The 22,079-nt window shown below is 65.4% G+C and carries 19 protein-coding genes; 2 read left to right on the top strand and 17 right to left on the bottom strand.

The window, feature by feature from the left end; all coding sequences use genetic code 11:
• Positions 1–788 precede the first annotated feature (788 nt).
• Positions 789–1,055, top strand: coding sequence for a chorismate mutase (locus ACNUDN_RS21980; RefSeq protein ID WP_419123868.1), 267 nt, complete (start codon positions 789–791; stop codon positions 1,053–1,055).
• A 55-nt stretch (positions 1,056–1,110) separates the two neighbouring features.
• On the opposite strand, the gene ACNUDN_RS21985 is transcribed toward ACNUDN_RS21980, so the two are convergent.
• From ACNUDN_RS21985 to ACNUDN_RS21995, 3 genes are all read right to left on the bottom strand, one after another.
• Positions 1,111–3,126: an acyltransferase family protein gene (locus tag ACNUDN_RS21985; protein ID WP_419123869.1), complete on the bottom strand. Its 2,016-nt coding sequence runs from the start codon at positions 3,124–3,126 to the stop codon at positions 1,111–1,113.
• Between the two features lie 183 nt (positions 3,127–3,309).
• Entirely contained in the window at positions 3,310–6,408 is a 3,099-nt protein-coding gene (locus tag ACNUDN_RS21990) for a cadherin-like domain-containing protein (protein ID WP_419123870.1), read from the bottom strand.
• Positions 6,409–6,700: 292 nt separating this feature from the next.
• Complete coding sequence (locus tag ACNUDN_RS21995; RefSeq protein WP_419123871.1) at positions 6,701–8,149, bottom strand: NAD-dependent succinate-semialdehyde dehydrogenase; 1,449 nt, start codon at positions 8,147–8,149, stop codon at positions 6,701–6,703.
• Between the two features lie 50 nt (positions 8,150–8,199).
• On the opposite strand from ACNUDN_RS21995, the gene pgi reads away from it, so the two are divergent.
• Positions 8,200–9,849 carry a glucose-6-phosphate isomerase gene (gene pgi, locus ACNUDN_RS22000; RefSeq protein WP_419123872.1) on the top strand — a complete coding sequence of 550 codons (1,650 nt, stop codon included), beginning with the start codon at positions 8,200–8,202 and terminating at the stop codon, positions 9,847–9,849.
• Positions 9,850–9,905: 56 nt separating this feature from the next.
• On the opposite strand, the gene ACNUDN_RS22005 is transcribed toward pgi, so the two are convergent.
• The 14 genes from ACNUDN_RS22005 to ACNUDN_RS22070 form a co-directional block, all read right to left on the bottom strand.
• Entirely contained in the window at positions 9,906–10,433 is a 528-nt protein-coding gene (locus ACNUDN_RS22005) for a hypothetical protein (protein ID WP_419123873.1), read from the bottom strand.
• Entirely contained in the window at positions 10,426–10,719 is a 294-nt protein-coding gene (locus ACNUDN_RS22010; RefSeq protein WP_419123874.1) for a helix-turn-helix transcriptional regulator, read from the bottom strand. The genes ACNUDN_RS22005 and ACNUDN_RS22010 overlap by 8 nt, the downstream gene beginning before the upstream one ends.
• A gap of 62 nt (positions 10,720–10,781) precedes the next feature.
• On the bottom strand, positions 10,782–11,504 hold the full coding sequence (locus tag ACNUDN_RS22015) for a FadR/GntR family transcriptional regulator (RefSeq protein ID WP_419123875.1): 723 nt from the start codon (positions 11,502–11,504) through the stop codon (positions 10,782–10,784).
• Positions 11,501–12,394, bottom strand: coding sequence for a dipicolinate synthase subunit DpsA (locus ACNUDN_RS22020; protein ID WP_419123876.1), 894 nt, complete (start codon positions 12,392–12,394; stop codon positions 11,501–11,503). The genes ACNUDN_RS22015 and ACNUDN_RS22020 overlap by 4 nt, the downstream gene beginning before the upstream one ends.
• Positions 12,391–13,491 (bottom strand): NAD/NADP octopine/nopaline dehydrogenase family protein, encoded by a 1,101-nt coding sequence (locus ACNUDN_RS22025; RefSeq protein ID WP_431960615.1) that lies wholly within the window; start codon positions 13,489–13,491, stop codon positions 12,391–12,393. The genes ACNUDN_RS22020 and ACNUDN_RS22025 overlap by 4 nt, the downstream gene beginning before the upstream one ends.
• Positions 13,488–14,657 carry a mandelate racemase/muconate lactonizing enzyme family protein gene (locus ACNUDN_RS22030; protein WP_419123879.1) on the bottom strand — a complete coding sequence of 390 codons (1,170 nt, stop codon included), beginning with the start codon at positions 14,655–14,657 and terminating at the stop codon, positions 13,488–13,490. Before ACNUDN_RS22030 ends, ACNUDN_RS22025 begins: the two co-directional genes overlap by 4 nt.
• A gap of 32 nt (positions 14,658–14,689) precedes the next feature.
• Positions 14,690–15,313, bottom strand: coding sequence for a tautomerase family protein (locus ACNUDN_RS22035; protein ID WP_419125260.1), 624 nt, complete (start codon positions 15,311–15,313; stop codon positions 14,690–14,692).
• Positions 15,310–16,707 carry an amidohydrolase family protein gene (locus ACNUDN_RS22040; RefSeq protein ID WP_498450164.1) on the bottom strand — a complete coding sequence of 466 codons (1,398 nt, stop codon included), beginning with the start codon at positions 16,705–16,707 and terminating at the stop codon, positions 15,310–15,312. The genes ACNUDN_RS22035 and ACNUDN_RS22040 overlap by 4 nt, the downstream gene beginning before the upstream one ends.
• Positions 16,708–16,738: 31 nt before the next feature.
• Entirely contained in the window at positions 16,739–17,887 is a 1,149-nt protein-coding gene (locus ACNUDN_RS22045) for a M24 family metallopeptidase (RefSeq protein WP_419123881.1), read from the bottom strand.
• Complete coding sequence (locus ACNUDN_RS22050) at positions 17,877–18,695, bottom strand: ABC transporter permease (RefSeq protein WP_419123882.1); 819 nt, start codon at positions 18,693–18,695, stop codon at positions 17,877–17,879. The genes ACNUDN_RS22045 and ACNUDN_RS22050 overlap by 11 nt, the downstream gene beginning before the upstream one ends.
• Complete coding sequence (locus ACNUDN_RS22055) at positions 18,692–19,465, bottom strand: ABC transporter ATP-binding protein (RefSeq protein ID WP_419123883.1); 774 nt, start codon at positions 19,463–19,465, stop codon at positions 18,692–18,694. Before ACNUDN_RS22055 ends, ACNUDN_RS22050 begins: the two co-directional genes overlap by 4 nt.
• A gap of 50 nt (positions 19,466–19,515) precedes the next feature.
• Entirely contained in the window at positions 19,516–20,553 is a 1,038-nt protein-coding gene (locus tag ACNUDN_RS22060) for an ABC transporter substrate-binding protein (RefSeq protein ID WP_419123884.1), read from the bottom strand.
• A 222-nt stretch (positions 20,554–20,775) separates the two neighbouring features.
• Entirely contained in the window at positions 20,776–21,525 is a 750-nt protein-coding gene (locus ACNUDN_RS22065; RefSeq protein ID WP_431960620.1) for an SDR family oxidoreductase, read from the bottom strand.
• A gap of 55 nt (positions 21,526–21,580) precedes the next feature.
• Positions 21,581–22,054 (bottom strand): zinc finger domain-containing protein, encoded by a 474-nt coding sequence (locus tag ACNUDN_RS22070; RefSeq protein WP_419125261.1) that lies wholly within the window; start codon positions 22,052–22,054, stop codon positions 21,581–21,583.
• Positions 22,055–22,079: the final 25 nt, after the last annotated feature.

A 22,079-nucleotide genomic window follows, 5' to 3' on the forward strand; every position in this document is an offset into this window, starting at 1 on the left:
CCGGCACCGCCGACACATCGAGTGCATCCGCGGACCGTCACTACAGTCGCCGAGAGCTACCAGTTCAAAGCCGGGGTGCCCTAAGTTCCGGGGCGATCAGACGCACTCTCGGGCAACCCACTGAGGCCATGCATCCGAATAGCCCGGCGTACGGTCAGGAGTTCCGGACAACCAATTACGGGCATGGCTGAACGCTGAAGGCAGACATCCAGCAATCTGCGCGGAGGACCATTCATCGCGTTGGATAATTGCGGCAGCAAGAAAACGCTGTTTCGGTACGGCTTTTGTTCGGCTCCGCCGCGGAGTTTGCCCAGATGAATTCCCGTCCCACAGATCACTCGCGCGAGCGCGCCCCCCTTTCCGCGGGCGACGACGGCCGCCTCGCGTGGGACGACTATATCAACGCCAGCGTCAACGGCTAACTTTTCGGACAGAAAGTTCATCCCGTCTTCACTGCTCAATCGCTCATATGCCATGAGCTGCATGACTGGAGCGAAGTCGCATGCCGCCTCGGGCCCTGTCCGATGCCGAGCCGGCGCAGATGTCGTCAAACCCGCCGCGGCGCCGCTGTCCGGGCCTCCTTTGCGCAGGGTTGGCCGGTGGTGGCACACTCGTGAGGTGCTCAACGCGCAGTGGCGATTTTTCCACGGGTACCGGCCTGCGGTGCCCGTGGTTTAGCTGCTTCCCAGAGCCCCGCGGTCCGCTTCCGGATCCGGGGCTCGTCTCTTGTGTGAGGCCCGAACCGGACCGGACCGGACCCTTCGCACGACGAGAACCCGGAGAACGACATGACGACGACGGAACCCACCCAAGTGCCTGAAATCGACGATCTGCGCGCCGAAATCGATCGCCTCGACGCGGCGATCCTCGAAGCGGTGCAACGCCGCACCGAGGTGTCCCAGATGATCGGCAAGGCCCGCATGGCTTCTGGCGGCACCCGCCTCGTGCACAGCCGCGAGATGAAGGTCATCGAGCGCTACAGCGTGCTGGGCGAAGAAGGCAAGAATCTCGCCATGCTGCTGCTGCGGCTGGGCCGCGGCCGCCTCGGCCACTGACGCCCGGTGCAGCCGGCGCGCGCACGCAGCCGAGGAGTCGCATCGCGCGCCGAGGTCACTCGGGTTTGAGCGCGTCGACCAGCCAGGGCGTCAACCACTCCACGGCCTCGGGAGTGGGGTGCACACCGTCACTGCGTAGCCGGATCCCGTCGAGCCGGGTCTGGTAGTAGCCGTTCGGGCTGAGCTTCCGGTTCAGATCCAGCACCGTGGCGTTGGGCCGCCCGTCGACGACGCTGCGGAGCAACGCATTCCACCGCTCGACGCGTTTCGGCTGATCCTCGGGATAGAGGCTGCCGTCCGGCTTCTCAGCACGCCGGTTGTACGGCTCGGTCGTCACGACCAGCCGTGCCCCCGTCGAGCCCAGGATGTCGAGGGCGCGATTGAGCTCCCCGCGCAGGTACGCGTCGAAGCCCGGTTCGCCGATGTGGGTCCACCGACCCTCGTTCATCCGGTCGACGACCTCCCAGCGCCCCACGATCAGCAGCGCCACATCGGGCTTCTCGTGACCGATGCGCTGCGTCCAACGGGCCGGCCAGGCGTCACATTCGGATTTCTGCGGCAGTTGTTGCCCGACGTACTCGTAGGGCCCGCCGCGCGCGATCCCGCACCCGATCGTGGTGTGGTCGGTGAAGTCCACGCCGGGGGTGTCGGGCAGGTAGCGCATCAGTGTCCACGCGATCGAATCGCCGAACACCGCCACCCTCAGATCACCGGGCGCTCGGGGCCGCTGCGGTCGGGTGACCTCCACGGGTACCTCGGCCCCGACCAGAGCGGCGATGTCGACCTCGGGTCCGGGTTCCGGCGTCACGGCCTCGACCCGCACCGGCAGCACCGTCATCGTCACCATCGCCGCCGTCGCCGCCGTCGCCGCCGCCAGCGGCAGCATCGGCACGAATGCCGGCCGCCACTCCCGGATCGGCTGTTCGATCAACAACCAGGACACCGACGCCACGGCGAGCGTCGCCGCGCAGCGCAGCGCGAACAACTCCCAGCCGTCAATACCCGTGCGTTCCCCGTTCAGCACCAAGAAGATCGGCCAGTGCCACAGGTACACCCCGTAGGAGATCGCACCGAGTCCGACCAGCGGGCCGGCCGACAGCAGCCGCGCCACCGGACCGTCCTGGGCGAGCGCCACCGGCGCGATGACGAGAACCGCGGCCACCGCGACGATGATCAGCAGCCCGCCGCGGAACTCCTCGGCACTTCCGGTGGCGATGCGGGCCGCGCTGATCAGTACCACCAATCCGATCGCGGGAAGCGCCCAGGCCACCCAGCGCGTCCAGCGCGACCGCAAGATCACCAGGCCGGCTGTCAGGCCGCGCCAGTCCCGCACCACCAACGCCGCAGCCGCCGCGCCTACCAGCAGCGCCTGCACACGGGTGTCGGTGCCGAAGTAGACGCGATTGAGGTTCGCCTCCGAGCTGACCATGGCCGTCACCCCCGCAGACGCGAGGACACCCCCGGCGGCCAGGACAAACACCGCGGTGCGCACCGCGCGCTGCGACAACGCCGCGCCGCGGCGGTAGGCGAAGGCGCCCAGGACAGCGATGACCGCGGCGATCAGCACCGGCCAGCCGACGTAATACTGCTCCTCGACCGCCAACGACCAGGTGTGCTGCAGCGGTGACGGCGGAGCACCCTGGGAGAAGTAGTCGGTGTCCTGAGCGACGAACACCCAGTTGGACATCCAGAACAGCGCGGCGACCGCATCGGCGCGCAGATTCGCCGTGGATTCGGTGGAGAACAGCTCCCGCATGGCCACCACCGCAAGCACCATCACCAACAGCGCCGGCAGCAGCCTGCGGGCGCGCCGAATCCAGAAGGCTCTCAAGCCGATCCGACCGGTACGGCCCACCTCGTCGAGCAGCAGCGAGGTGATCAGGAATCCGCTGAGAACGAAGAACACGTCGACGCCGAGGAATCCGCCCGAGAGGCCCGGGACCCCACCGTGGTCGGCGAGCACCAGCGCCACAGCGATCGCCCTGACCCCGTCGAGAGCGGGTATGGCCTGGCCCGGGCCGACGTACCGACGCGGGCCCACCCGGACGGGCGCCGCACTCACGGCAGTCAACTCCAGGGCCCTCCTCGTCGCTGTCCGAGCAAGGAAGTCTATGAGCCGCAGGTCGCTGCGCGGCGAAGGCGCGCGCGGTCCAGGGTCCTGTTCATCGACGGCGGGCAACGCCGCACGACAAGGAACCGGCCGGGGCGGCATCGTGCCCACCCCGGCCGGATTCCTGGGTCGTCCGCAGCGGTGTCAGGCAACCGCCAGCGGGTTCGTGGCATCGGACTCGAGGGTGTTGGTCTCCATACCGCCGACGGTGTCGGGCAGCTCATAGGTCAGACCCCTGATGATCACCGTGCTGTTCCCCACGGTCATGTAGAGATCGCTGGTCACCCGGACGATGGGCATCCGGACCATCACCGTGATCTTCTTCCACGCCGGTGTCGTGAACTTGACGGTCCCCTTGTAGCTGGCGCTGTTGGTGAACTCCTGACCGAGCTTGGCGGTCACATCGGCTCCCAAGATCTTCTGCAGCGACAGGCTGAGCTTCACGCTGCCCTCGAACGACGCCTTGCTGGTCCAGGTCGCGGTGATCTCGCTGCTGTACTCGCGCGGTGTGCTGGTGAAGTTGTTGTCCACGGCGGGGCTGCCGGTGGCCGTACCCCCCAACTGATATGCCGACCATCCCCTTTCGACCTTCGTGATGTTGGCGGCATAGCAGGTGGTCCGCCCGCCCCCGTTGCACAGCTTGTTGACCAGATCGCTGCTCCTGGGATCTGAGGGGTCCAGCGTGATCGTCTTGTCCCGGGCGTCCAGCAGGGAAGCCTGGTCATCACGCGTCGAGATCCAGTCGTCCGGCGAGGGTGAGGCTGTCCCGTCGCCACCGGAGTGGCGCACCGAGATCGCGCTCGTCGGCACGAACCCGTCGACCCACGCGTTCATCCGGACCGTCCAGGTGTCCTCGGTGACGGTGCCCTTGAAGATCGGCCGCACCGAGGTCGAGCTCCAGAAGTACATCGGGACCTCGAAGTGCACCATGCCGCCCGGCGGGATGGGCATGCCCAGCGCCACGGTGCCGTCCGGTCGTGCGTCCCCTTCATAGCCGATCAACGTCACCGTCTGCGTGGTCAGGTTGTAGATGTCGAACCCGCGCGTCCACCTCGCACCCGAAACGGGTGCTGTCGCGGCCGCCATCATCGTGGCGTGCGCGGCGGCCACCGTCACCGGCGTCTCGGTGACCGGCTCCCACGCCGGTACAACGGCTCCCACGGCCGGTGTGGCGGGAGTGATCACGTCGATGATTCCGGCATGACTGCCCGCGACGTAGAGGCGTCCGTCGAACCCGATGTCGACCCCGGTGGCGCCACTGACGGTGTGCATCACCGATCCGACGATGGCCCCCGTCGTGAGGTCGATGACGGTCACGGTGCCGTACCCGGCGTCGGTCACATAGGCGTGGCGGCCATCGGCATCGACCACCACCGAGGTCGGCATCTCTCCCAGCGGCACCGGCGAGCCGATGGTGGTGAGTGTGTCGAGATCGATGATCGTCACGCTGCCATCGCCGGTTTCCCGCAGCGAGCCGGAGTTCGTGACCACCAACCGGTTCCCGCCCACGGCGATGCCGGTGGGAGCGTTGCCGACCGCGATCGTCGTGATGACCTCGGCGATGTCGAGGTCGATCACCGATACGGTGTCGTCGAACTCGTTGGTGACAAACGCCCGGTTCTGACTGATCGCGACGCCGAATGCGCCGTCGCCCACCGAAACTCGGGTGATGGTCCACGTAGCTGTGTCGATGATGGATACCGCGTCGTCGTTGCCGGCGGTCACCACCACCCGTGACCCGTCGGCGTTGGCCGCGACGCTGGTCGGCGAGTTGCCCACGTAGAGCTTGCGAGGCAGCACCGTATTGGTCGCGGTGTCGATGACGGAGAGCGTGCCGTCGTCGGAGTTGACCACGTAGGCACGCCCGTCGTTGGCGACCGTGATTCCATAAGGCGCAGCGCCGACCCGGATGGAATCGACGACCGACCCGCTGGCGACGTCGATCACCACCACTCGCCGGTTGTCCACGTCGGTGACGTAGGCGCGCCGACGGTCTGGGCTCATCGCCACCCCGTAGGGCATACCGCCGATGCCGAGCGCGTCGCCGGCGCCCACCGTGACCGCAACCGAAACGGTCCGGACGGCGGCGGGGCTCAGCAGGCGGAAGCCCTTGTCCCGCACGGTCACAGTGAACGTGTCCTGTCCACCGCCACTGACCATCAGCGTGCCTGGGGTGTAGACATAGGTGCCGTCGGCGTTGAGCTTGACGGTTCCGAACCGGGGTCCCTGAGCGAGGGTGTAGGTCAACGGATCACCGTCGGGATCGATCGCGCCGACGGTGCCCACCACCGTGCCGTCGGCGGCCTCGCCGATCTGCAGCGGGGAAGCGTCCGGGGCGCGGTTGTAGAACACCCCGACCGTCGTGCGCCGCCACCACTCCAGCATCAGCAGCAGCGGCGAAGAGTCCGGCGAGGTCGGGATCGGCGTCAGGAACGGACGGAATACGGCCTGGATGATGTTGTCGGCGATCTTCCACAGCTGCCCGACCGCGTGGGCGAGTCCGCCGGCAGACTTGGCTGTCGTGACAGGCGCAGGGAGCACCGCCTCGGGCTGCGGCGCCGCGGCGCTGTCCTCGACTGCCGGGGCGTCCTCGTCGGCCGGGGCCTCCGCGGACACCGGCGCCGTCAGGTCCACCTGCTCGGCGGTCTCTTCGCGCTCGGACACCGTGTTGCCCTCGGCGACGGCCTCAGACGACGTGTCGGCGGGCGGACGGCTGGGACGACCCTCACCGGAGGCCGTGTCGGCGACACCCGGGTCGGCCTCGACCTTCGGCTCGGCTGCAACGCTCGGGTCGGCCTCGACGTTCGGCTCAGCTGCGTCGACCGGCTCGACTGCGTCGACCGGGCCGCCCGGCGCTTCCAAGACCGGTGCGTCCCCGCCTTCCCCGGCGGCACCCTCGTCAACCTCGTCGGCATCCCCGTCGGCGTCCTCGTCAGCATCCGAGGCGCCATCATCGGAGGCGCCATCAACGGAGGCGGCATCGTCGGAGGCGGCATCATCGGAGGCGGCACCATCGGAGGTGACATGGTCTCCACCGCGGTTCGTGCCCGACGCCGCCTCGCCCCCGCCGTCGGCCGAGGGCTCATTCCGGCTCAGCGAACGCGCTTCCGAGGATTCGGACGACCCCGCCGACTCCCGCGCTGGGTCGTCCGCCCACGCCGTCGGGGAGCCGGCAACCGCGGCACCGATGCCGAGGGCTACCGCCAGCCCGCCTATCCGACCGACATATCTCGCACTGTTCATGTTTGCTCCCCGCCCGGCTGGTCCGCATGTCGCCGGCCAAGAAAGCCAGCGCGGAACGAAGATTAGTTCCGAAAAGGCTTGCAAACAGCGAGAAAAATGGGTAGTTCACCTAGGTTTCGCACATCGGCGCCAGATAATTAACGTGGTCAACAGTATTTACACCTGGCATTGGCCCCACGTTGGCCGGCACCGCGCCGCGAAGTGCCCCCGTCGCATCCCGGACTGCACTCGGCGAGCCACCGAACATCCGCGGCTGTGCGCAGCGCGGGTTCGCGCTGTCGTCAGCAGCTAACTAGCGAGTCAAAGCGATGTACTTGGTGTCGAGGTATTCCTCGATACCCTCGGTCCCGCCCTCGCGGCCGAAGCCCGACTCCTTGATTCCGCCGAACGGCGCGGCCGCATCGGAGATCACGCCGCGGTTGACACCGACCATGCCGGACTCGATGCCCTCGGCCACCCGCAGCGCCCGGTCCAGCGACCGGGTGTACACGTAGGCGGCCAGGCCGTACTCGGTGTTGTTGGCCGCAGCGATGCCCTCGTCCTCGGTGTCGAAGCCGGCGATCGGCGCCACCGGGCCGAACACCTCCTCCTTGAGGATGCGGGCATCGGCCGGGACATCGGTCAGCACGGTGGCCGGGTAGAAATTGCCGGGACCGCCCGGGGCGACACCGCCGACGGCAACGGCAGCACCCCGCGATACTGCATCGGACACCAGCTCGGTGACAGTGGCGACCTGCTTGGCGTTGATCAGCGGACCCAGGGTGGACTTCTCGTCGAGGCCCTTGCCCAGGGTGAACTCGCTCATCCGCTTGACGAACTTGTCGGTGAACTCCGCACGCACCGCGTTGGCCACGTGGAACCGGTTGGCCGCGGTGCAGGCCTCTCCGCCGTTGCGCATCTTGGCCAGCACGGCACCGTCGACGGCGGCGTCGACGTCGGCGTCGTCGAACACGATGAACGGTGCGTTGCCGCCCAGCTCCATCGAGGTGCGCAGCAGTTTGTCGGCGGACTGTTTCACCAGCGCCTTACCCACGCCCGTGGATCCGGTGAAGGTGAGCTTGCGCAGCCGACCGTCGTTGATCAGTGCCTCGGTGACCGCGCCCGGGTTACTGGTCGGCAGCACCGACAACACGCCCTTGGGCAGCCCCGCCTCGGCCATCAGCTTGGCCAGCAGCAGCATGGTCAGCGGCGTCTCCTGCGCCGGCTTGACGATCATCGTGCAGCCGGCCGCGAAGGCCGGGCCCATCTTGCGAGTTCCCATGGCCAGCGGGAAGTTCCAGGGGGTGATCGCATAGCAAGGCCCGACGGCCTGTTTGGTCACCAGGATGCGCCCGGTACCCGCCGGGCTCGGCGTGTACCGGCCGTCGATGCGTACGGCTTCCTCGGCGAACCAACGGAAGAACTCGGCACCGTAGGTGACCTCGCCCTTGCTCTCGGCGACCACCTTGCCCATCTCGAGGGTCATCAGCGCGGCGATGTCGTCGGCGCGCGCGGTGATCGTCTCGAAGACCGACCGCAGGATCTCGCCGCGCTGCCGCGGCGGTGTCGCGGCCCACTCGGCCTGTACCGCGCACGCGGCATTCAGCGCGTCGCGCGCGTCGTCGGCAGTGGCATCGGCCACCGCGGTCAGGACTTCGTCGTCACTGGGGTCGAGCACGTTGAACGTCGAGGTGCCCGCACGTTCCTCACCACCGATCCACAGTCCGGTCGGAACAGATGCCAGCAGCGCGGAGGTATCCATACCCCCATCATTTACCCCTTCCTGCGCCCACCCGCACTAGGGTTCTCCACATGGGTTCTGACATCACCGCCACACCCGCCTGGCAGGCTCTGTCCCGACACCACCACGACATCGGCAAGACGGATCTGCGTGAACTCTTCGCCCAGGATCCCGACCGCGGCACCGAGTTGGCGCTGACGGTGGGAGACCTCTACATCGACTACAGCAAGCACCGTGTCAGCCGCGAGACGATCGGTCTGCTGCTCGATCTGGCCCGGGCCGCCGACCTGCCGGCCAGGCGGGACGCGATGTTCTCCGGTGAACACATCAACACCTCCGAGGACCGTGCGGTGCTGCACACCGCGCTGCGACTGCCCAGGGATGCGGCACTGAGCGTGGACGGCCAGGATGTGGTCGCCGATGTGCACGAGGTGCTGGACCGGATGGGTGAGTTCACCGACCGGGTGCGCAGCGGCGAGTGGCGCGGTGCGACGGGTGAACGCATCGCCACCGTGGTCAACATCGGCATCGGCGGGTCGGATCTGGGGCCGGTGATGGTGGACCAGGCGCTGCGGCACTACGCCGACGCCGGCATCAGCGCGCGTTTCGTGTCCAACGTCGACCCCGCCGACCTGGTTGCCAAGCTCAACGGATTAGACCCGGCCACAACGCTTTTCATCGTCGCGTCCAAGACCTTCTCGACGTTGGAGACGCTGACCAACGCCACCGCGGCACGCCGTTGGCTCACCGAGACCCTCGGGGGCGCAGCGGTGTCTCGGCATTTCGTCGCGGTGTCGACCAACGCGGAGCGCGTCGCCGAGTTCGGCATCGACACCGCCAACATGTTCGGCTTCTGGGACTGGGTCGGCGGACGATACTCGGTGGACTCGGCGATCGGGCTCTCGGTGATGGCGGTGATCGGCCGCGAGCGCTTCGCCGAGTTCCTGGCCGGCTTCCACCTGGTCGACGAGCACTTCCGCACCGCTCCACTGGAAGCCAACGCGCCGGTGCTGCTCGGCCTGATCGGGCTCTGGTACAGCAACTTCTTCGGCGCGGAAACCCGTGCTGTGCTGCCCTACTCCAACGACCTTGCCCGTTTCGCCGCCTACCTGCAGCAACTGACGATGGAGTCGAACGGAAAATCGGTGCAGGCCGACGGCACCCCGGTCACCGCGAGCACCGGTGAGATCTTCTGGGGCGAGCCGGGCACCAACGGCCAGCACGCGTTCTATCAGCTGCTGCACCAGGGCACCCGGTTGGTTCCGGCGGATTTCATCGGGTTCAGCGAGCCGACCGACGACCTGCCCACCGCTGACGGCACCGGCAGCATGCACGATCTGCTGATGAGCAACTTCTTCGCCCAGACCCAGGTGTTGGCGTTCGGCAAAACCGCCGACGAGATCTCAGCAGAGGGCACGCCGTCAGATGTGGTGCCGCACAAGGTGATGCCCGGAAACCGGCCCACTACGTCGATCCTCGCCACCAAGCTGACCCCGTCGGTGGTGGGCCAGCTGATCGCGCTCTACGAGCATCAGGTGTTCGTCGAGGGCGTCATCTGGGGCATCGACTCGTTCGACCAGTGGGGTGTCGAGCTGGGCAAGACCCAGGCCATGGCACTGCTGCCGGTGCTCACCGGTGACGACGCCCCCGCGGCGCAGTCCGACTCTTCGACCGACGCGCTGGTGCGGCGCTACCGGACCGAGCGCGGACGCACCGCGTAACGCCGTTGCCGGGCAACGGTATCGGAGCCTGACATCGGGACTGTGCGCCGACGGCGCTAGGCGTCGGGGTCGGGGCGGGTCCAGCCGAGGATCATCGCAGGCGCGCAGCCACCGATGAGCAGCGCGGTGAGGGCCATCAGCCCGCCTGCATAGGCCATGTCGACGTCGGCGCCACCGGTGATGACGGCGCCGAAGATGAGATAGCCGACCGGGAGCAGCATCAGGTACTGGGTGATGGTCAGTCCGATAGATCTGGCGCTGTTGCGCTGGGCGAGTTCGTATTCGTCGAGCGTGGCATGGGGTGCGTCGCCCTGCCGGCCGGACACGATCTGCAGCACCACCCACACCGGGAAGAAGACCGCGCAGGCCGGCAGCCACAGCAGTGGCGCCCACTGAATCCCGAACGCGCACAACAGGCTCACCGCGGCCATGAACGCGAAGGTGAAGCCCAGTGCGATGACCAGCGCGCGACGCCGCCGGCGGCTGCGCCATTTCGGCAGCGAATGCGAATATGTGCGCTCATTTTTCAGGAACTGCCGGGTGCGATACGTCTGGTACCGCTCGATCAGGTTTGCCTCAGGCATGGGCGTCTCCTCTTTGCGGTCGGCTGTCTCTGCGGTAGAGCTCGGTCGACAGCGGCGCGAAGGGCTCGCGGGCGAACACTGCTTCGACAGGCAGATCGAAGACCTCGCAGATACGGAAGGCCAGGTCGAGGCTCGGGTAGTGGTCACCTCGTTCCAACGCGCCGACGGTCTGGGGGTTGACGTCGATCAGCTCGGCGAGCTGCGCTCGGGTCAGTCGCCGCTCGGCGCGCAGCACGCCGATGCGGTTGTGGATGGGATGAGTTTCCCCTCGCCTTACCGGGCTCACCTAACTGATTGTTGGGAAAACCCAATAATCTGTCAAGGAGTTCGAGCGTGGGCTTGCTGGCGTCAGGGCGGCCCCGACTCCATCGAACTCAGCAGCTCGCGCACATGGGTGATGTGTACTCCTGCCGCGGCGCGTGCCGCCGGCACGTCGCCGGCTGCGATGGCGTCGAAGATCGCCTGATGCTCGGCCACGGACTGATTCAGCCGGCCATCCGGCGTGAACCCCACCGATCGTGCTTCCCGCAGATGCTGGTGCAGCTCACCCAGCAGATCGATCAGCAGGGAACTCTTGCTGGCCTCTGCGATGGCCAGGTGAAAAGCGATGTCCAAACTGGCCAGCACATCGAGTTCCCACCGGTCGGCGGCGACCGCGGCCACAAACGCCTCGTGGGCAGTGCGGATCGACTCCCGATGATCATTGTCGGCACGCGCAGCAGCCTCCGCTGCAGCGAGTTCGTCGAGTGCACCGCGAACTAGCATCATGTCCATCACCTCTGCACGGTGCTGACCAAACCACTTGATCACGTCTACGCTGGGCCGCACCGTGGCTGTGACGAAATAACCGTTTCCATGCCGGACTTCGATCAGGCCCACTGCCTCCAGCGACCGCAGGCCTTCCCTGATGCTGACTCTGCTGACGCCGAGGGCCTCAGTCAACTCGCGCTCTGACGGAAGCTTCGCGCCGACCGGATACAGACCGTTCTTAATAGCTTCGGCCAATTGGTCGCGGACATGATCGGCGCGGGACCGCGCAGGCGGCAGCCGGGTGAAGTGTTCCGAACTCACCTCGACATCACCAGCCCCGCCTGTTCGATCCTGGCACGGACCCCGCGCCATTGACTCGCCCCGACGGTCACCGGTGCCCGTCGGCCCATACCTCGCGCCCACACTGCACGATGACCGAGTTCCGCCGCCGCCTGCAGATCGACACCACCCGGCGGCGCGGCGATATCGACCACGAGCGCGCCCGGCCTCAGTCGTTCCAGCAGGGAGCGGGTCACCACCGGCGCGGGCACTGTGGAGAACACCATCGCGAAGCGTGCAATTTCTGCGTCCAGACCGGTGAGCGGCACGGTACGGAGGTGCGCCGCGTACGCCGCAGCGCGCTGCAAGGGATTGCGTGCGGCGACGGTCACCTGCGCGCCGAGCGCCCGCAACGTCGCCGCCAGCCTGGCACCGATGTTGCCGTAGCCCACGACAACGACGTGCGCGTCGTTGATCGTGACCCTCGTGTTCTCGATAACCACTTTCAGCACTCCCTCAACAATGGCAGGAGCCCGCAACAGCATCAGTTCCTGGTCAGCCTCGTACTCATCCAACATTGCCCCCACGGCAGCGGCCGCGGCAGTCAAACCAGTATCCGCCTGGCCCAAGATGATATGCGCGGGTGCGGACATCAGCTCGAGCAGCTGAGGTGTGATGACGATGGGCGTCGCATGGCCTGGTGCGAAGATGGAGCCGTCGGCCGCGATGCCCGGTATCGGCAGCAACAACACATCTGCAGCGGCGAGCGCTTCCCCCACACTGCTGGCGGCCGAGACTCCGTCGATCGGCGCGTCCGCACCGATGAACCCGTATGCACGCACCGCTGCACCCGTCTGCGCGGCCAGCCGGGCTATTTCCTGCTCCCGCTCATCGCCTCCCACCACAGCGATGGTCAGGTCTGCCCAGCTCATATCGCTCCATTCGTCACCAGTTCAACCAGAGTGTTTGGATCTGCCACATCAAGCCCCAGCTCGCGCAGCCTCAAACCGTCCCGTGTTGGGGTCCCGTGTAGTGCACAGTCGATCAACCGCAGCAGGGATTCTGCAACGGGAGCTGCCGTTCCTGCCACGTGCGCCAGCTCGAGAAACGGCACCACTGCAAACGCGAAATCTTCGCGGTAGTAACGATGTTCAAGCGAATCGGGGGCCATAATCGTGGCGTTCACGCTGCCGGTGGACACAGCATGCCGAAGCCGTTCCTCAGGACCGCCCACCGCGGGAATCTCGTCAACTGTTCCGATGGCCAGCATCTCCTCGATCAGCGGATCCAGTCGATGCCCAAAAGCCTCCGCGAGGCAGAGCCGTTCGTTGTCCAGCGCTGACATCACGGCAGCTACGGCCGGTGTCGTGGCATCGGCGTAGTAGGCGAATTCCCCGCCGGTCGCCTCCACCCAGGCTGCCGCCATAACCGCCGTGGGCGGGTGCAGCACGAGATTGACGTTTGCCAAGCCCGTCGCGAGGACATCTTTTTCCAACTGACAGGCGGGCCAGAGATCCGCAGCTATTTCCAGTGCCGCGGAATCGATCCCGAGTGCGGAGGCCCGCACCCGGCGCGCAGTGCCGGTGATACCCACCGAGGCTTTAGGTCCGGTCCGGGCAACATAGGTCAAAGTCGACAATTCGGCTATCGGCGGACGGGCGATGCGCCGCCGAGCGAATCGGGAGGCCATGTGCACCGCGCCCAGCATGTGCCCCGGGTTGAGGACCAAAGGGGTACGACAGCCCAGATCGGCCAGGTCGTCGGCCAGCGCTCGATGAGCCAGCGCCGGCAAGCACACCACTGCGACGTCCGTGCCAGAGAGAGCCTCCGACAGCGATGTGGTCAGCACTGGTAACGGCGTGAAGCCGTCGCCCAGCACACCGTTGACATACACTCCTCCGGCAGCGCAGTAGGGAGCTAACGTTGCTTCCCGACGATTCCACAACCGGACGCAGTGCCCTGCCGCGGTCAATTCGACCGCGGCGGATAGACCTCCCGCACCGGCACCGAGAACCGCGACAGTCGTCACACCACTATCGTTTCGTCGCAGTACTTGACCAATTTCGCCTCGTCGACCTCGATCCCCAGACCGGGTCCGTCCGGACAGATCAAGACACCATCCCGAAATTCGAAGGCCTCGGTGGTGATGTCGTCGAGATAATAGACACCGGCGACCTGCGGGCCTCCCGCGCCTGCCAAGGTGGTCACCGGACATACGCTGGGCAAGATCGCTCGCTCCAGCGCGACGCCGAGATGCAGGTTGGCCGCCGTGCCGATGCCGAACTCGATCGACCCACCGATGTCGTGGTACATGCCGAGCGCTGCTGCGATATCGGCCTGTTGGCGCGCGCGCCACAACCCACCAGGTTTGGTGACATAGCAACTGAAGCACTCTGCGGCGCTGTACTGATGTAACTCAAGGATGTCGTGGGTCGTCCACGCGGACTCGTCGGCCATCACCGGTACCCCGATCCGTTGAGCAACCTGGGCCAGGCCGTGGGCGCCTGCCACCGGCTGCTCACAAAGGTAAAGGTCGAACTCCTGCTGGCGCAGCGTGATCCGGACAGCCTCCCCAACGGTGGCGTACCCTTCGTTGGCGTCCACCCGAAGTTCGATACCCGGACCCACCACCTGCCGCATCCTGCGCATCAGCTCGACGTCGCGGTCCCCGTCGATCCCGGTCTTCAGCTTGAAGACGGTAATGCCTTCGGACACCGCATTCTCAGCTTCAGTCAGAGCGTCCTCGATCGGCATCAGCCCCAAGGAGTGTGTAACGCGCACACCCTCGCGACGTCTGCCGCCGAGCAGTGTGCTCACTGGAACTCCAAGGGCCTTGCCCGCGATATCGTGGCAGGCGATGTCAATGGCCGACTTGGCGTACGATGCTCCCTTCGCGACGCGGTCCATCCCGGCGTGCAGCACCCCGATCTCCCTAGGGTCGAGCCCTCGAATGGCTTCCATCAGACAGTCGCGGATCAATGCGAGCACCGTCTCGGGAGACTCTCCGCCGTACCGCATCTGCGATCCGCCCCAGGTGGGGATTGCGGGGGCTTCGCCCCAGCCGCTGATCCCCTGGTCTGTATCGAGGCGAATGATGGCGTGATGGCCGATGCGTCGATGCGTGTTCCCGGCCCATGAGTGCACGCGCCGAAGGGGCAGCGTGACGAGGTAGATCTGACCGCCGGTGATATGCATTGCGCCTTCCAGGATTTGATGTACCCGCCCGCTCAGGTGCCGGGCGCGTCCCCGATCATCTCGATCTTGTTTCCATCCGGGTCCAGCATGTAAAGGCTGAAACCGTATCCGCTGGGTATCGGCCCGTCGAGGATCGGCACCCCACGCTCCTTCGCACGCCGGGCAATCTCTGAGAGGTTGCGTGCCCGAAACGCGATGTGCTCTACCGGTCCCTCACCTGCGGGCCGCCCGGTGGTCAGGCCCAGCCCCTGGTCGGTGACGATCAACGGCCTTCCATCTCGGAAGTCCTCCCGCTTCCGCACGGTGAGTCCCAGAAAGTTCAGGTAGAACTCCTCAGCCGCAGCCAGGTCGGCGGTCTGGAGCAGAAGATGACCCAGTCCGTAGACAACCGGCGGCTTTTCACTGCCTAGCATGCCGTGCTGTTCGGTGTCGATGCCCAATATTCCCGCACGTGACCAGGATTCGGTCGGATAATCACTAACGGCGACATGGAGATGTTCCGGGTTGGCCCCGGCATGTTCCACCATCGCCTCGGTGATCGCCCGAGTGAGTCGTCGCTTCTGCTCGACCGTGCGTCCCTCCCACATGTGAACAGTGACGAATGGCATGTGCTCTCCTTTGGTGAGTCGCGATTGGCCACATGGCGATATGTTCAGTCATACAGCCGCGTGGTGATCGGTGTGTCCGAACCCAGTCCGGCGCGGGCCACAATCGAGCGGGCACGATCACGAGCTTCTGCCCGGAGCGTCTGCTCGTCGATGGCCGAAACCAGTCCATCTGCGAACACCGGCACCCCGTCAACCCAGGTCTGACTGATGCTGGCGCTACTGGCCGACCACACCATCGCCAGCACCGGGTCGTCGAACGGAACCCAGTCTGGATGGTTGAGGTCCCATAGGACGAAATCGGCCTTCTTACCCGCCTCGATCGATCCGATCTCGTTATCCCAGTTCAGCGCCCTGGCACCGTCGATCGTCGCCATCCGCAATGCCTGTTGCGCTCCAATCAGAGATGTGTCGAGCCGTGCATCCTTGAAAAGTCCTGCTACTAAGGAAATTTGGCGCATAAGGTTCATGTTGCCCGACGCCGCGACACCATCGGTGCCGAGCCCGACGGTAACGCCTGCGGCTAACATCTCGGGATAGCGTCCGACCGGCGAAGTGGCCCCCTTGCCCAGTTTCATCGACGAGTAGGGACAGAACGCCACCTTGGTACCGGTTCTGGCCAGAAGTCCGACTTCGTCGTCGGCGACGGCGACCGCATGAGCAAGCACCAGGTTGGGTCCGAGACCGCCGTGGTCCCCGATTCGCGAGATGGGCCAACGTCCATACTTGTGCATACTGACTTCGGCTTCCTGAACACTGCTGGCCAGGTGGTAAGTGCTGCCGACGCCGAGGTCTTCGGCGAGTGCACGTGCGCCCACGTGCAACTCCAGTGAGCATGGCTCCTTGCCCTCGATGTTGACCCAGCAGCGAATCCGGCCTTCGGCGAATCCATTCCAGGTGCGTACTGCTTCGCCGAGCACGTCGAGCGCTTCCACGTGGTCTCCGAAGAAATGATGATTGACCATGGCCTGTGACCACCCGCGGGGGGTCTCCCGCGGGGGCCGATCCGCCGCGTGCCGTCCGACGATGCCTCTGATTCCCATCGCGGCCGCTGCCCTGGCCGTGATGCCAGGATCATTCTGAGCGCCCATATCCAGGAAGCACGTCGTGCCACTGCGCAACATTTCGGCTATCCCAAGACTGACGCTGACTCTCTCGTCATCTTCACCGACATGGGCGTAGAACGGCTTCGCCCAGTGGAATACCCACGCCCGAGTGGATAGATTGTCGGGAAAGACTCCACGCGCGAGGGTTTCGGATAAGTGCACGTGTGAGTCGACGAATCCAGGGCTCAGGCCGAACGAGCGACCGTTTCGGACCGTATCGTGGGCGGTCATCGGGTGCCGCTCAAGCATGTCGTCATGCGCGCCGATCGCGATGATCCGGTCATCGCTGACAATCATCGTGGCGTCGCGCAGCACCGTGTTGTGGGCGTCCACGGTCACCACCCAGTCGAGGTGGGTGAAGTAGGTGCGCTCAGGCGTCGATGACAAACAGTTCACCTCCGTCGAGTAGATCGGAGATGACCTCGTAGCCGTCGGTGGTCACCGCAACGACGTCTTTGACTTGAAAGCCGAACCGGCCGGGGATCATTGCGAAAGGTTCGATGCCGATGATCGCCCCCGCCTCTATCACGTCGGAGGACGTCGCACTGATGTAGGGGAGCTCATGCATGTCCAGACCCATTCCGTGACCGAAGAAGGCGATAGCATGTCTACCGAGAGGACCGAGCGCGTCGACATAGGCGCGGTAGATCGCCCGCGGGTCAGCGCCCGGACGCAGCAACTCCAGGCCGGCCTGCCTGGCCCTGCTCACGAGATTCCAGTGCCAGCTGACCTCGTCGGTGGGTGCACCAACGACTGCCGTCCTGGCCACGCCAGCCTGATATCCGTTGCGTCCGCCGAAGATCTCCACCCGCACGACATCGCCGTATGCGACGGTGCGGGATGTCGGGCCCGCATTGGGATACTGACTACCGGTCCCAGTGGCAGCGATCAGGAAGCGATGCTCGGTGACCCCTCCCGCGTACAGCGCGGAGACGATCCGCTCGCCGAGCTCGGCTTCACTATGACCGACCTTCGCGCCCTCGAGCCCCACCCGCAGAGCCGCGTCGGCCGCCAACGACAGTTCGCGCAGCGTGTCGAGTTCTGCCGCAGTCTTGCTCGACCTCACGTTATCGAAATCGTGATCGATACTGACCCAGGTGACGTGGGGCATTCGCGCGCGCAACCGGTCAAGACGGGCTGCTGGTATGAAGTCTGTCTCGATGCCGATGGTAAGGAGTTCGCTCCCCCAGCACTCTTCGAGCAGCGAGGCCAGAGCGTCCATCGGTTCTTCGACGAATTCTCTCCACACCCTCAGCGGCACCGTCGGCAACGCATCCGCGACGAAGCTGCGTTCCATGTCTATTGCGAGAACCCCGGCCAGGCGGTCCGGCCCGATCAACGCGGCGGCATGCCGCCACCGCATCAAGGGATGGGAGACGATCCGCAATCCGGTCGCGTAGGTGAAGCCCTGTGGAGAAAGCAGAACCACTCCGTCGAGACCGCGCCGACGAACAAGCATCGCCAGTTTCTCCACGGTTTCGGCCGAAGCCGCGGCGGGTTCGACCTCATCAACTGTCACGATGCCCCCAACTGACCACACGCCGGTCCAGCCACTCGATAGTCAGGTATGAGCTGTAGCCCATCACCGCCAAGACGACGATCACCGCGAACGACTCCGCAATCCGCAGCTGAGAGTTGAATGTTGTCACCATCACGCCCAACCCAACGTTTCCACCGACGAACTCGCCCACGATCGCTCCGACGAGCGCGGCTGGGACCGCGAGCCGCAGACCCGCGAAGAGCGTGGGCAGGGAGGCAGGAAACAGCAGCTTGCGGAACATCGTCCAGCGCGAGGCACCGAGGGAACGTAGCAGCGTGCGAGCATCCTGGTCGGCGGCATTCAAACCGACCACCACCGCCACCAGCACCGGGAAGAAGCAGGACAATGCGGCGAAGAAAACCCTTGGCGCAATGCCGAATCCGAACCAAATCAGAAACAGCGGCGCTATAGCGACTTGCGGCGTGCTCTGGATTGCAACCGCCAGCGGATACACTGACTTCTTGGCGAACTTGCTAATACCGATGACCAATCCCGAAGTGAATCCGAGTGTCACACCGAGCGCGAAACCTACCGTGGCCTCGAACGCCGTCCAGTAAAAGTTGCGCCAGAAGAACTGTTGCTGCATCAAGGACACGAGCGCTTCGCCGACCCGCGTCGGGGCGGGCATGATCAGCGGATTCACCGCACCACCGCGAACGGCAATCTCAAGGAGCACCAGCAACGCCAGCAGGGTCAACAACGGCCACGCCCAGGCGGCGTAGTCGCGCTTGGTCCCGGCTGGCGCCGCTGGCATGGCCGGCGATCCGACCGGCACATGTGTGGTCACAGCACCTCCCCGCATGTGCTTCGTGCCAAGGACTTCCGGATCCGTGAAATAAAGCTCACCGCCCGCGGAGTTTCCATCACATCCGGGGTTCGCGGTTTGGGTAGGTCGATGCGGACACGGTCGATGATGCGTCCCGGGCGGGGTGTCATCACCATCACCTCATCAGAAAGAGCAACGGCCTCCGCGATGTTGTGTGTGACGTAGATGACAGTGCGGTTGAGTCTGCGCTGCAGGGAAGCGACTTCGTGATCCAGTCGCTCGCGGGTAAATTCGTCGAGCGCGGCGAACGGCTCGTCCATCAGCAGCACGTCGGGCTCGAAGATCAACAGTCGGGCCAGGCTGGCACGCTGTTGCATGCCTCCGCTGAGCTCCCAGGGCCTCCTGTCTTCGAAACCGCCCAATCCGACGATGTCGATGAGTTCATGGGCGCGAGCTCGCGCCGCAGACCGGTTCAGCCCCAACACCTCGATCGGCAGCATGATGTTGTCCAGGGTGCTGCGCCACGGCAGCAATACGGCGGACTGCAGCATGATGCCGCAATCGGAACGTCCAGCCCTGGCCGGGATTCCGTTGATGGTGATGGCACCGGTGGTGGGCTCGATCAGACCGGCGATCATCTTCAACAGGGTTGACTTTCCGCATCCGCTCGGCCCGACCAGGGACACCACCTCGCCTTGCCTGATCTCGAGATCGACCTCCTCGAGGGCGATGACATCACCACCGTGGCGAGCCGGATAGGTTTGCGACGCCGCTGCCACGTTGACTATCACCGGCGACTCGATAGGCCTCTGCGCCTCGGGCATCTGTGTCGAAGACCGCACTATTTCGTGCTGTCGATCTGGTCGATGTAATCGTTGGTGAAGACCTCGCCGAAGGGTACATCCATTTGTCCGTAGACGGCATTCAACAAGGTTTCCGTGGATTTTTCGTCGATGTATCCCCATTTGTCCCCGAGGGGAACGGTGCCCTCTGCAGCAAGATCTACTGAGTACGAGGCCGTTTCGGAGTCGGTGCAGCCTTCGGGCGCGAGCTTGCAGACGATCTCCACCGCTTCGGCCTTGTTGGTCATGATCCAGTCTGCGGCTTGCAGCCAACCGCTGGCGAGTTTGACCGCGATCTCTGTCTTCGCGGGGTCTTCGAGCAGCGCGTCCGGCACTATCATCATGTTGCCGGGAAGATTCGCGAAGTCTTCGGGCATGATCGAGCGCAGTTGCATTCCGGCGCCCATCTCCATCGCGGCCATGTCTCCGCCACCGTGTGCGAATGCTTGAATTTGGTTGGTCTGGAACGCATTCACCACGGCGGCCCCGCCTGCGCCGACGATTGGCTCCTGCCAGTCGGTGACGCCCACAGACTTCATCACAGCCCCGACGATCGGAATCGCGCCGTCGGTCGCCGAGGTGACGCCGATCGCCTTACCTTGTAGATCCGCTGCACTGGCGATGTCACTGCCCTCGGGGACACTGAGCATCGCGACGTCGCCGTGGGTAAGCATGGCGATCGCGGTGACCGGGGCTCCCTCAAGCGCGCCACCATAAACCGCTTGCGCACTGGCGGCACCGTATTCGCCGTTGCCTGCGACGATCTGCTGGACTACGTTGGACGATCCGTCGGTGCCGATTCCGCTGACGTCGAGGCCCATTTCCGGCCAGAACTTGTCGGACGCGACGAGGAACGCCGCCCAGTCGATACCAAGGGTGGCCGGCAGCAGCATGTCGACTTTGACGGTGCCGCCCTCTGTTGCGACCGTCTCGCCGCCACCGCTCGAAGAACAGGCCACCAGCGTGGCTCCGACCGCGCTGATCGCTGTCGTCACTGCCAGCGCGCGGATCATCCGCTTTCTGCCCTGCAATGCCATCTTTCACCCGTTCTACGTCGGAAGCCTCAACCGTCAGATCGAGGAACTGGTCAGTTGTAAGTTATAAGACCAGTGTTGCCGCGCAGTTACGCACCGTTTCCGTTCCGCAACATCGCCGTATGGGATTTCGGACGGAAAAGCGTCATGAGCGGCAGAGCAAACACGATCCGCCATTTGCGGAGCGCCTCGACGACGCCGGCTCGACCGACTACAGCGCGGTCCCTACGCGAAGTACTTGGTCATCCGCGGCGGCAGCAGCTTCATGACCTCCACCAGCGGCCACCATGGCCAGCTCGGAACGACGGCGCGCCCCTTCTCCTTCTCGATCGCGTCGACCATGGCCCCAACGCCGGTCTCGTTGTCGACCATGAGCAGCGTGGTTTTCGACTTGGCGGTCATCTCCGACTCGATGTAGCCGGGCTCGAGCACGGTGATCTTGATGGGCCCGGACGGGTACTCGGCACGCAACGACTCTCCGAGCGAGATGACACCGGCCTTGCTCGCGGCGTAGGCGGCTTTGAATCCTGGCACACCCACATTGCCCAGCACCGAAGACACCAGCACCAGATGACCCCTGCCCGCGGCCTTGAACATCTCCAGCGCGGTCTCGATCTGTACCAGCGCAGCAACGAGATTCGTTTCGATGGTGGCCTTGTTCGCCCACAGCTTGCCACCGCCGAGCGGGTAGCCCTTACCGATGCCGGCGTTCACGATGACACAGTCGATTCCGCCCAGCTCGTCGCTGAGCTCATGGAAGATCTTCGGCACCTGCTCGTGGTCGTTGACGTCGAGGGCAGCCACTGCGACCTTGATGCCGGGATACCGCTGCAGCAGTTCGGACCTGAGCTCATCGAGGTTGTCCAGGCGCCGCGCGCACAGCGCGAGGTCGCGCCCCTTGGCTGCGAACTGCCGGGCCATGCCGGCCCCCAGTCCCGAGCTTGCGCCGGTGATCAAGATCTTCTGCCGCGTCATGGCGGGAGGATAACCGAGTTAGACAAGTCGCGGATAATCGCGGGCATCGCCTGAACTACTTCAGCAGGCGGGACATCCGCCGGTCGGCCAGCACCTTGCCGCCGGTCTGACAGGTCGGGCAGTACTGGAACGACTTGTCCGCGAACGAAACCTCACGCACCGTGTCCCCGCACACCGGACAGGGAAGACCGGTGCGGGCATGCACCCGCAGGCCGGAACGCTTCTCCCCTTTGAGGGTCGCCGCCTGCTGGCCCACCGACCGCGTCACCGCGTCGGTGAGCACCGTGCTCATGGCATCGTGCAACGCGGCCAGCTGGGCTTCGGTCAGCTTGTTGGCCGTGGCGAACGGTGAGAGCTTGGCGACGTGCAGGATCTCGTCGCTGTAGGCGTTACCGATCCCGGCGATCACCTTCTGGTCGGTGATGACGGTCTTGATCCGTCCCGACTGCCCGCTGAGCACCTCGGTCAGCCGCTGCGGGCTGAGCGACAGCGCATCGGGCCCGAGCGCGGCGAGCTGCGGGACGGCCATCGGATCGTCGACCAGCCACACCGCG

The sequence above is a fragment of the Mycobacterium sp. smrl_JER01 genome, from assembly GCF_048513595.2.
In the GTDB taxonomy this organism is placed as follows: Bacteria; Actinomycetota; Actinomycetes; order Mycobacteriales; family Mycobacteriaceae; genus Mycobacterium.

Excerpts from the sequence above, each read along its gene's own strand:
- ACNUDN_RS21980 (WP_419123868.1), top strand. The coding sequence starts at position 789 with ATGACGACGACGGAACCCACCCAAGTGCCTGAAATCGACGATCTGCGC.
- ACNUDN_RS21990 (WP_419123870.1), bottom strand. The coding sequence starts at position 6,408 with ATGAACAGTGCGAGATATGTCGGTCGGATAGGCGGGCTGGCGGTAGCC.
- ACNUDN_RS21995 (WP_419123871.1), bottom strand. The coding sequence starts at position 8,149 with ATGGATACCTCCGCGCTGCTGGCATCTGTTCCGACCGGACTGTGGATC.
- pgi (WP_419123872.1), top strand. The coding sequence starts at position 8,200 with ATGGGTTCTGACATCACCGCCACACCCGCCTGGCAGGCTCTGTCCCGA.
- ACNUDN_RS22005 (WP_419123873.1), bottom strand. The coding sequence starts at position 10,433 with ATGCCTGAGGCAAACCTGATCGAGCGGTACCAGACGTATCGCACCCGG.
- ACNUDN_RS22020 (WP_419123876.1), bottom strand. The coding sequence starts at position 12,394 with ATGAGCTGGGCAGACCTGACCATCGCTGTGGTGGGAGGCGATGAGCGG.
- ACNUDN_RS22030 (WP_419123879.1), bottom strand. The coding sequence starts at position 14,657 with ATGCATATCACCGGCGGTCAGATCTACCTCGTCACGCTGCCCCTTCGG.
- ACNUDN_RS22060 (WP_419123884.1), bottom strand. The coding sequence starts at position 20,553 with ATGGCATTGCAGGGCAGAAAGCGGATGATCCGCGCGCTGGCAGTGACG.
- ACNUDN_RS22065 (WP_431960620.1), bottom strand. The coding sequence starts at position 21,525 with ATGACGCGGCAGAAGATCTTGATCACCGGCGCAAGCTCGGGACTGGGG.
- ACNUDN_RS22070 (WP_419125261.1), bottom strand. The coding sequence starts at position 22,054 with ATGGCCGTCCCGCAGCTCGCCGCGCTCGGGCCCGATGCGCTGTCGCTC.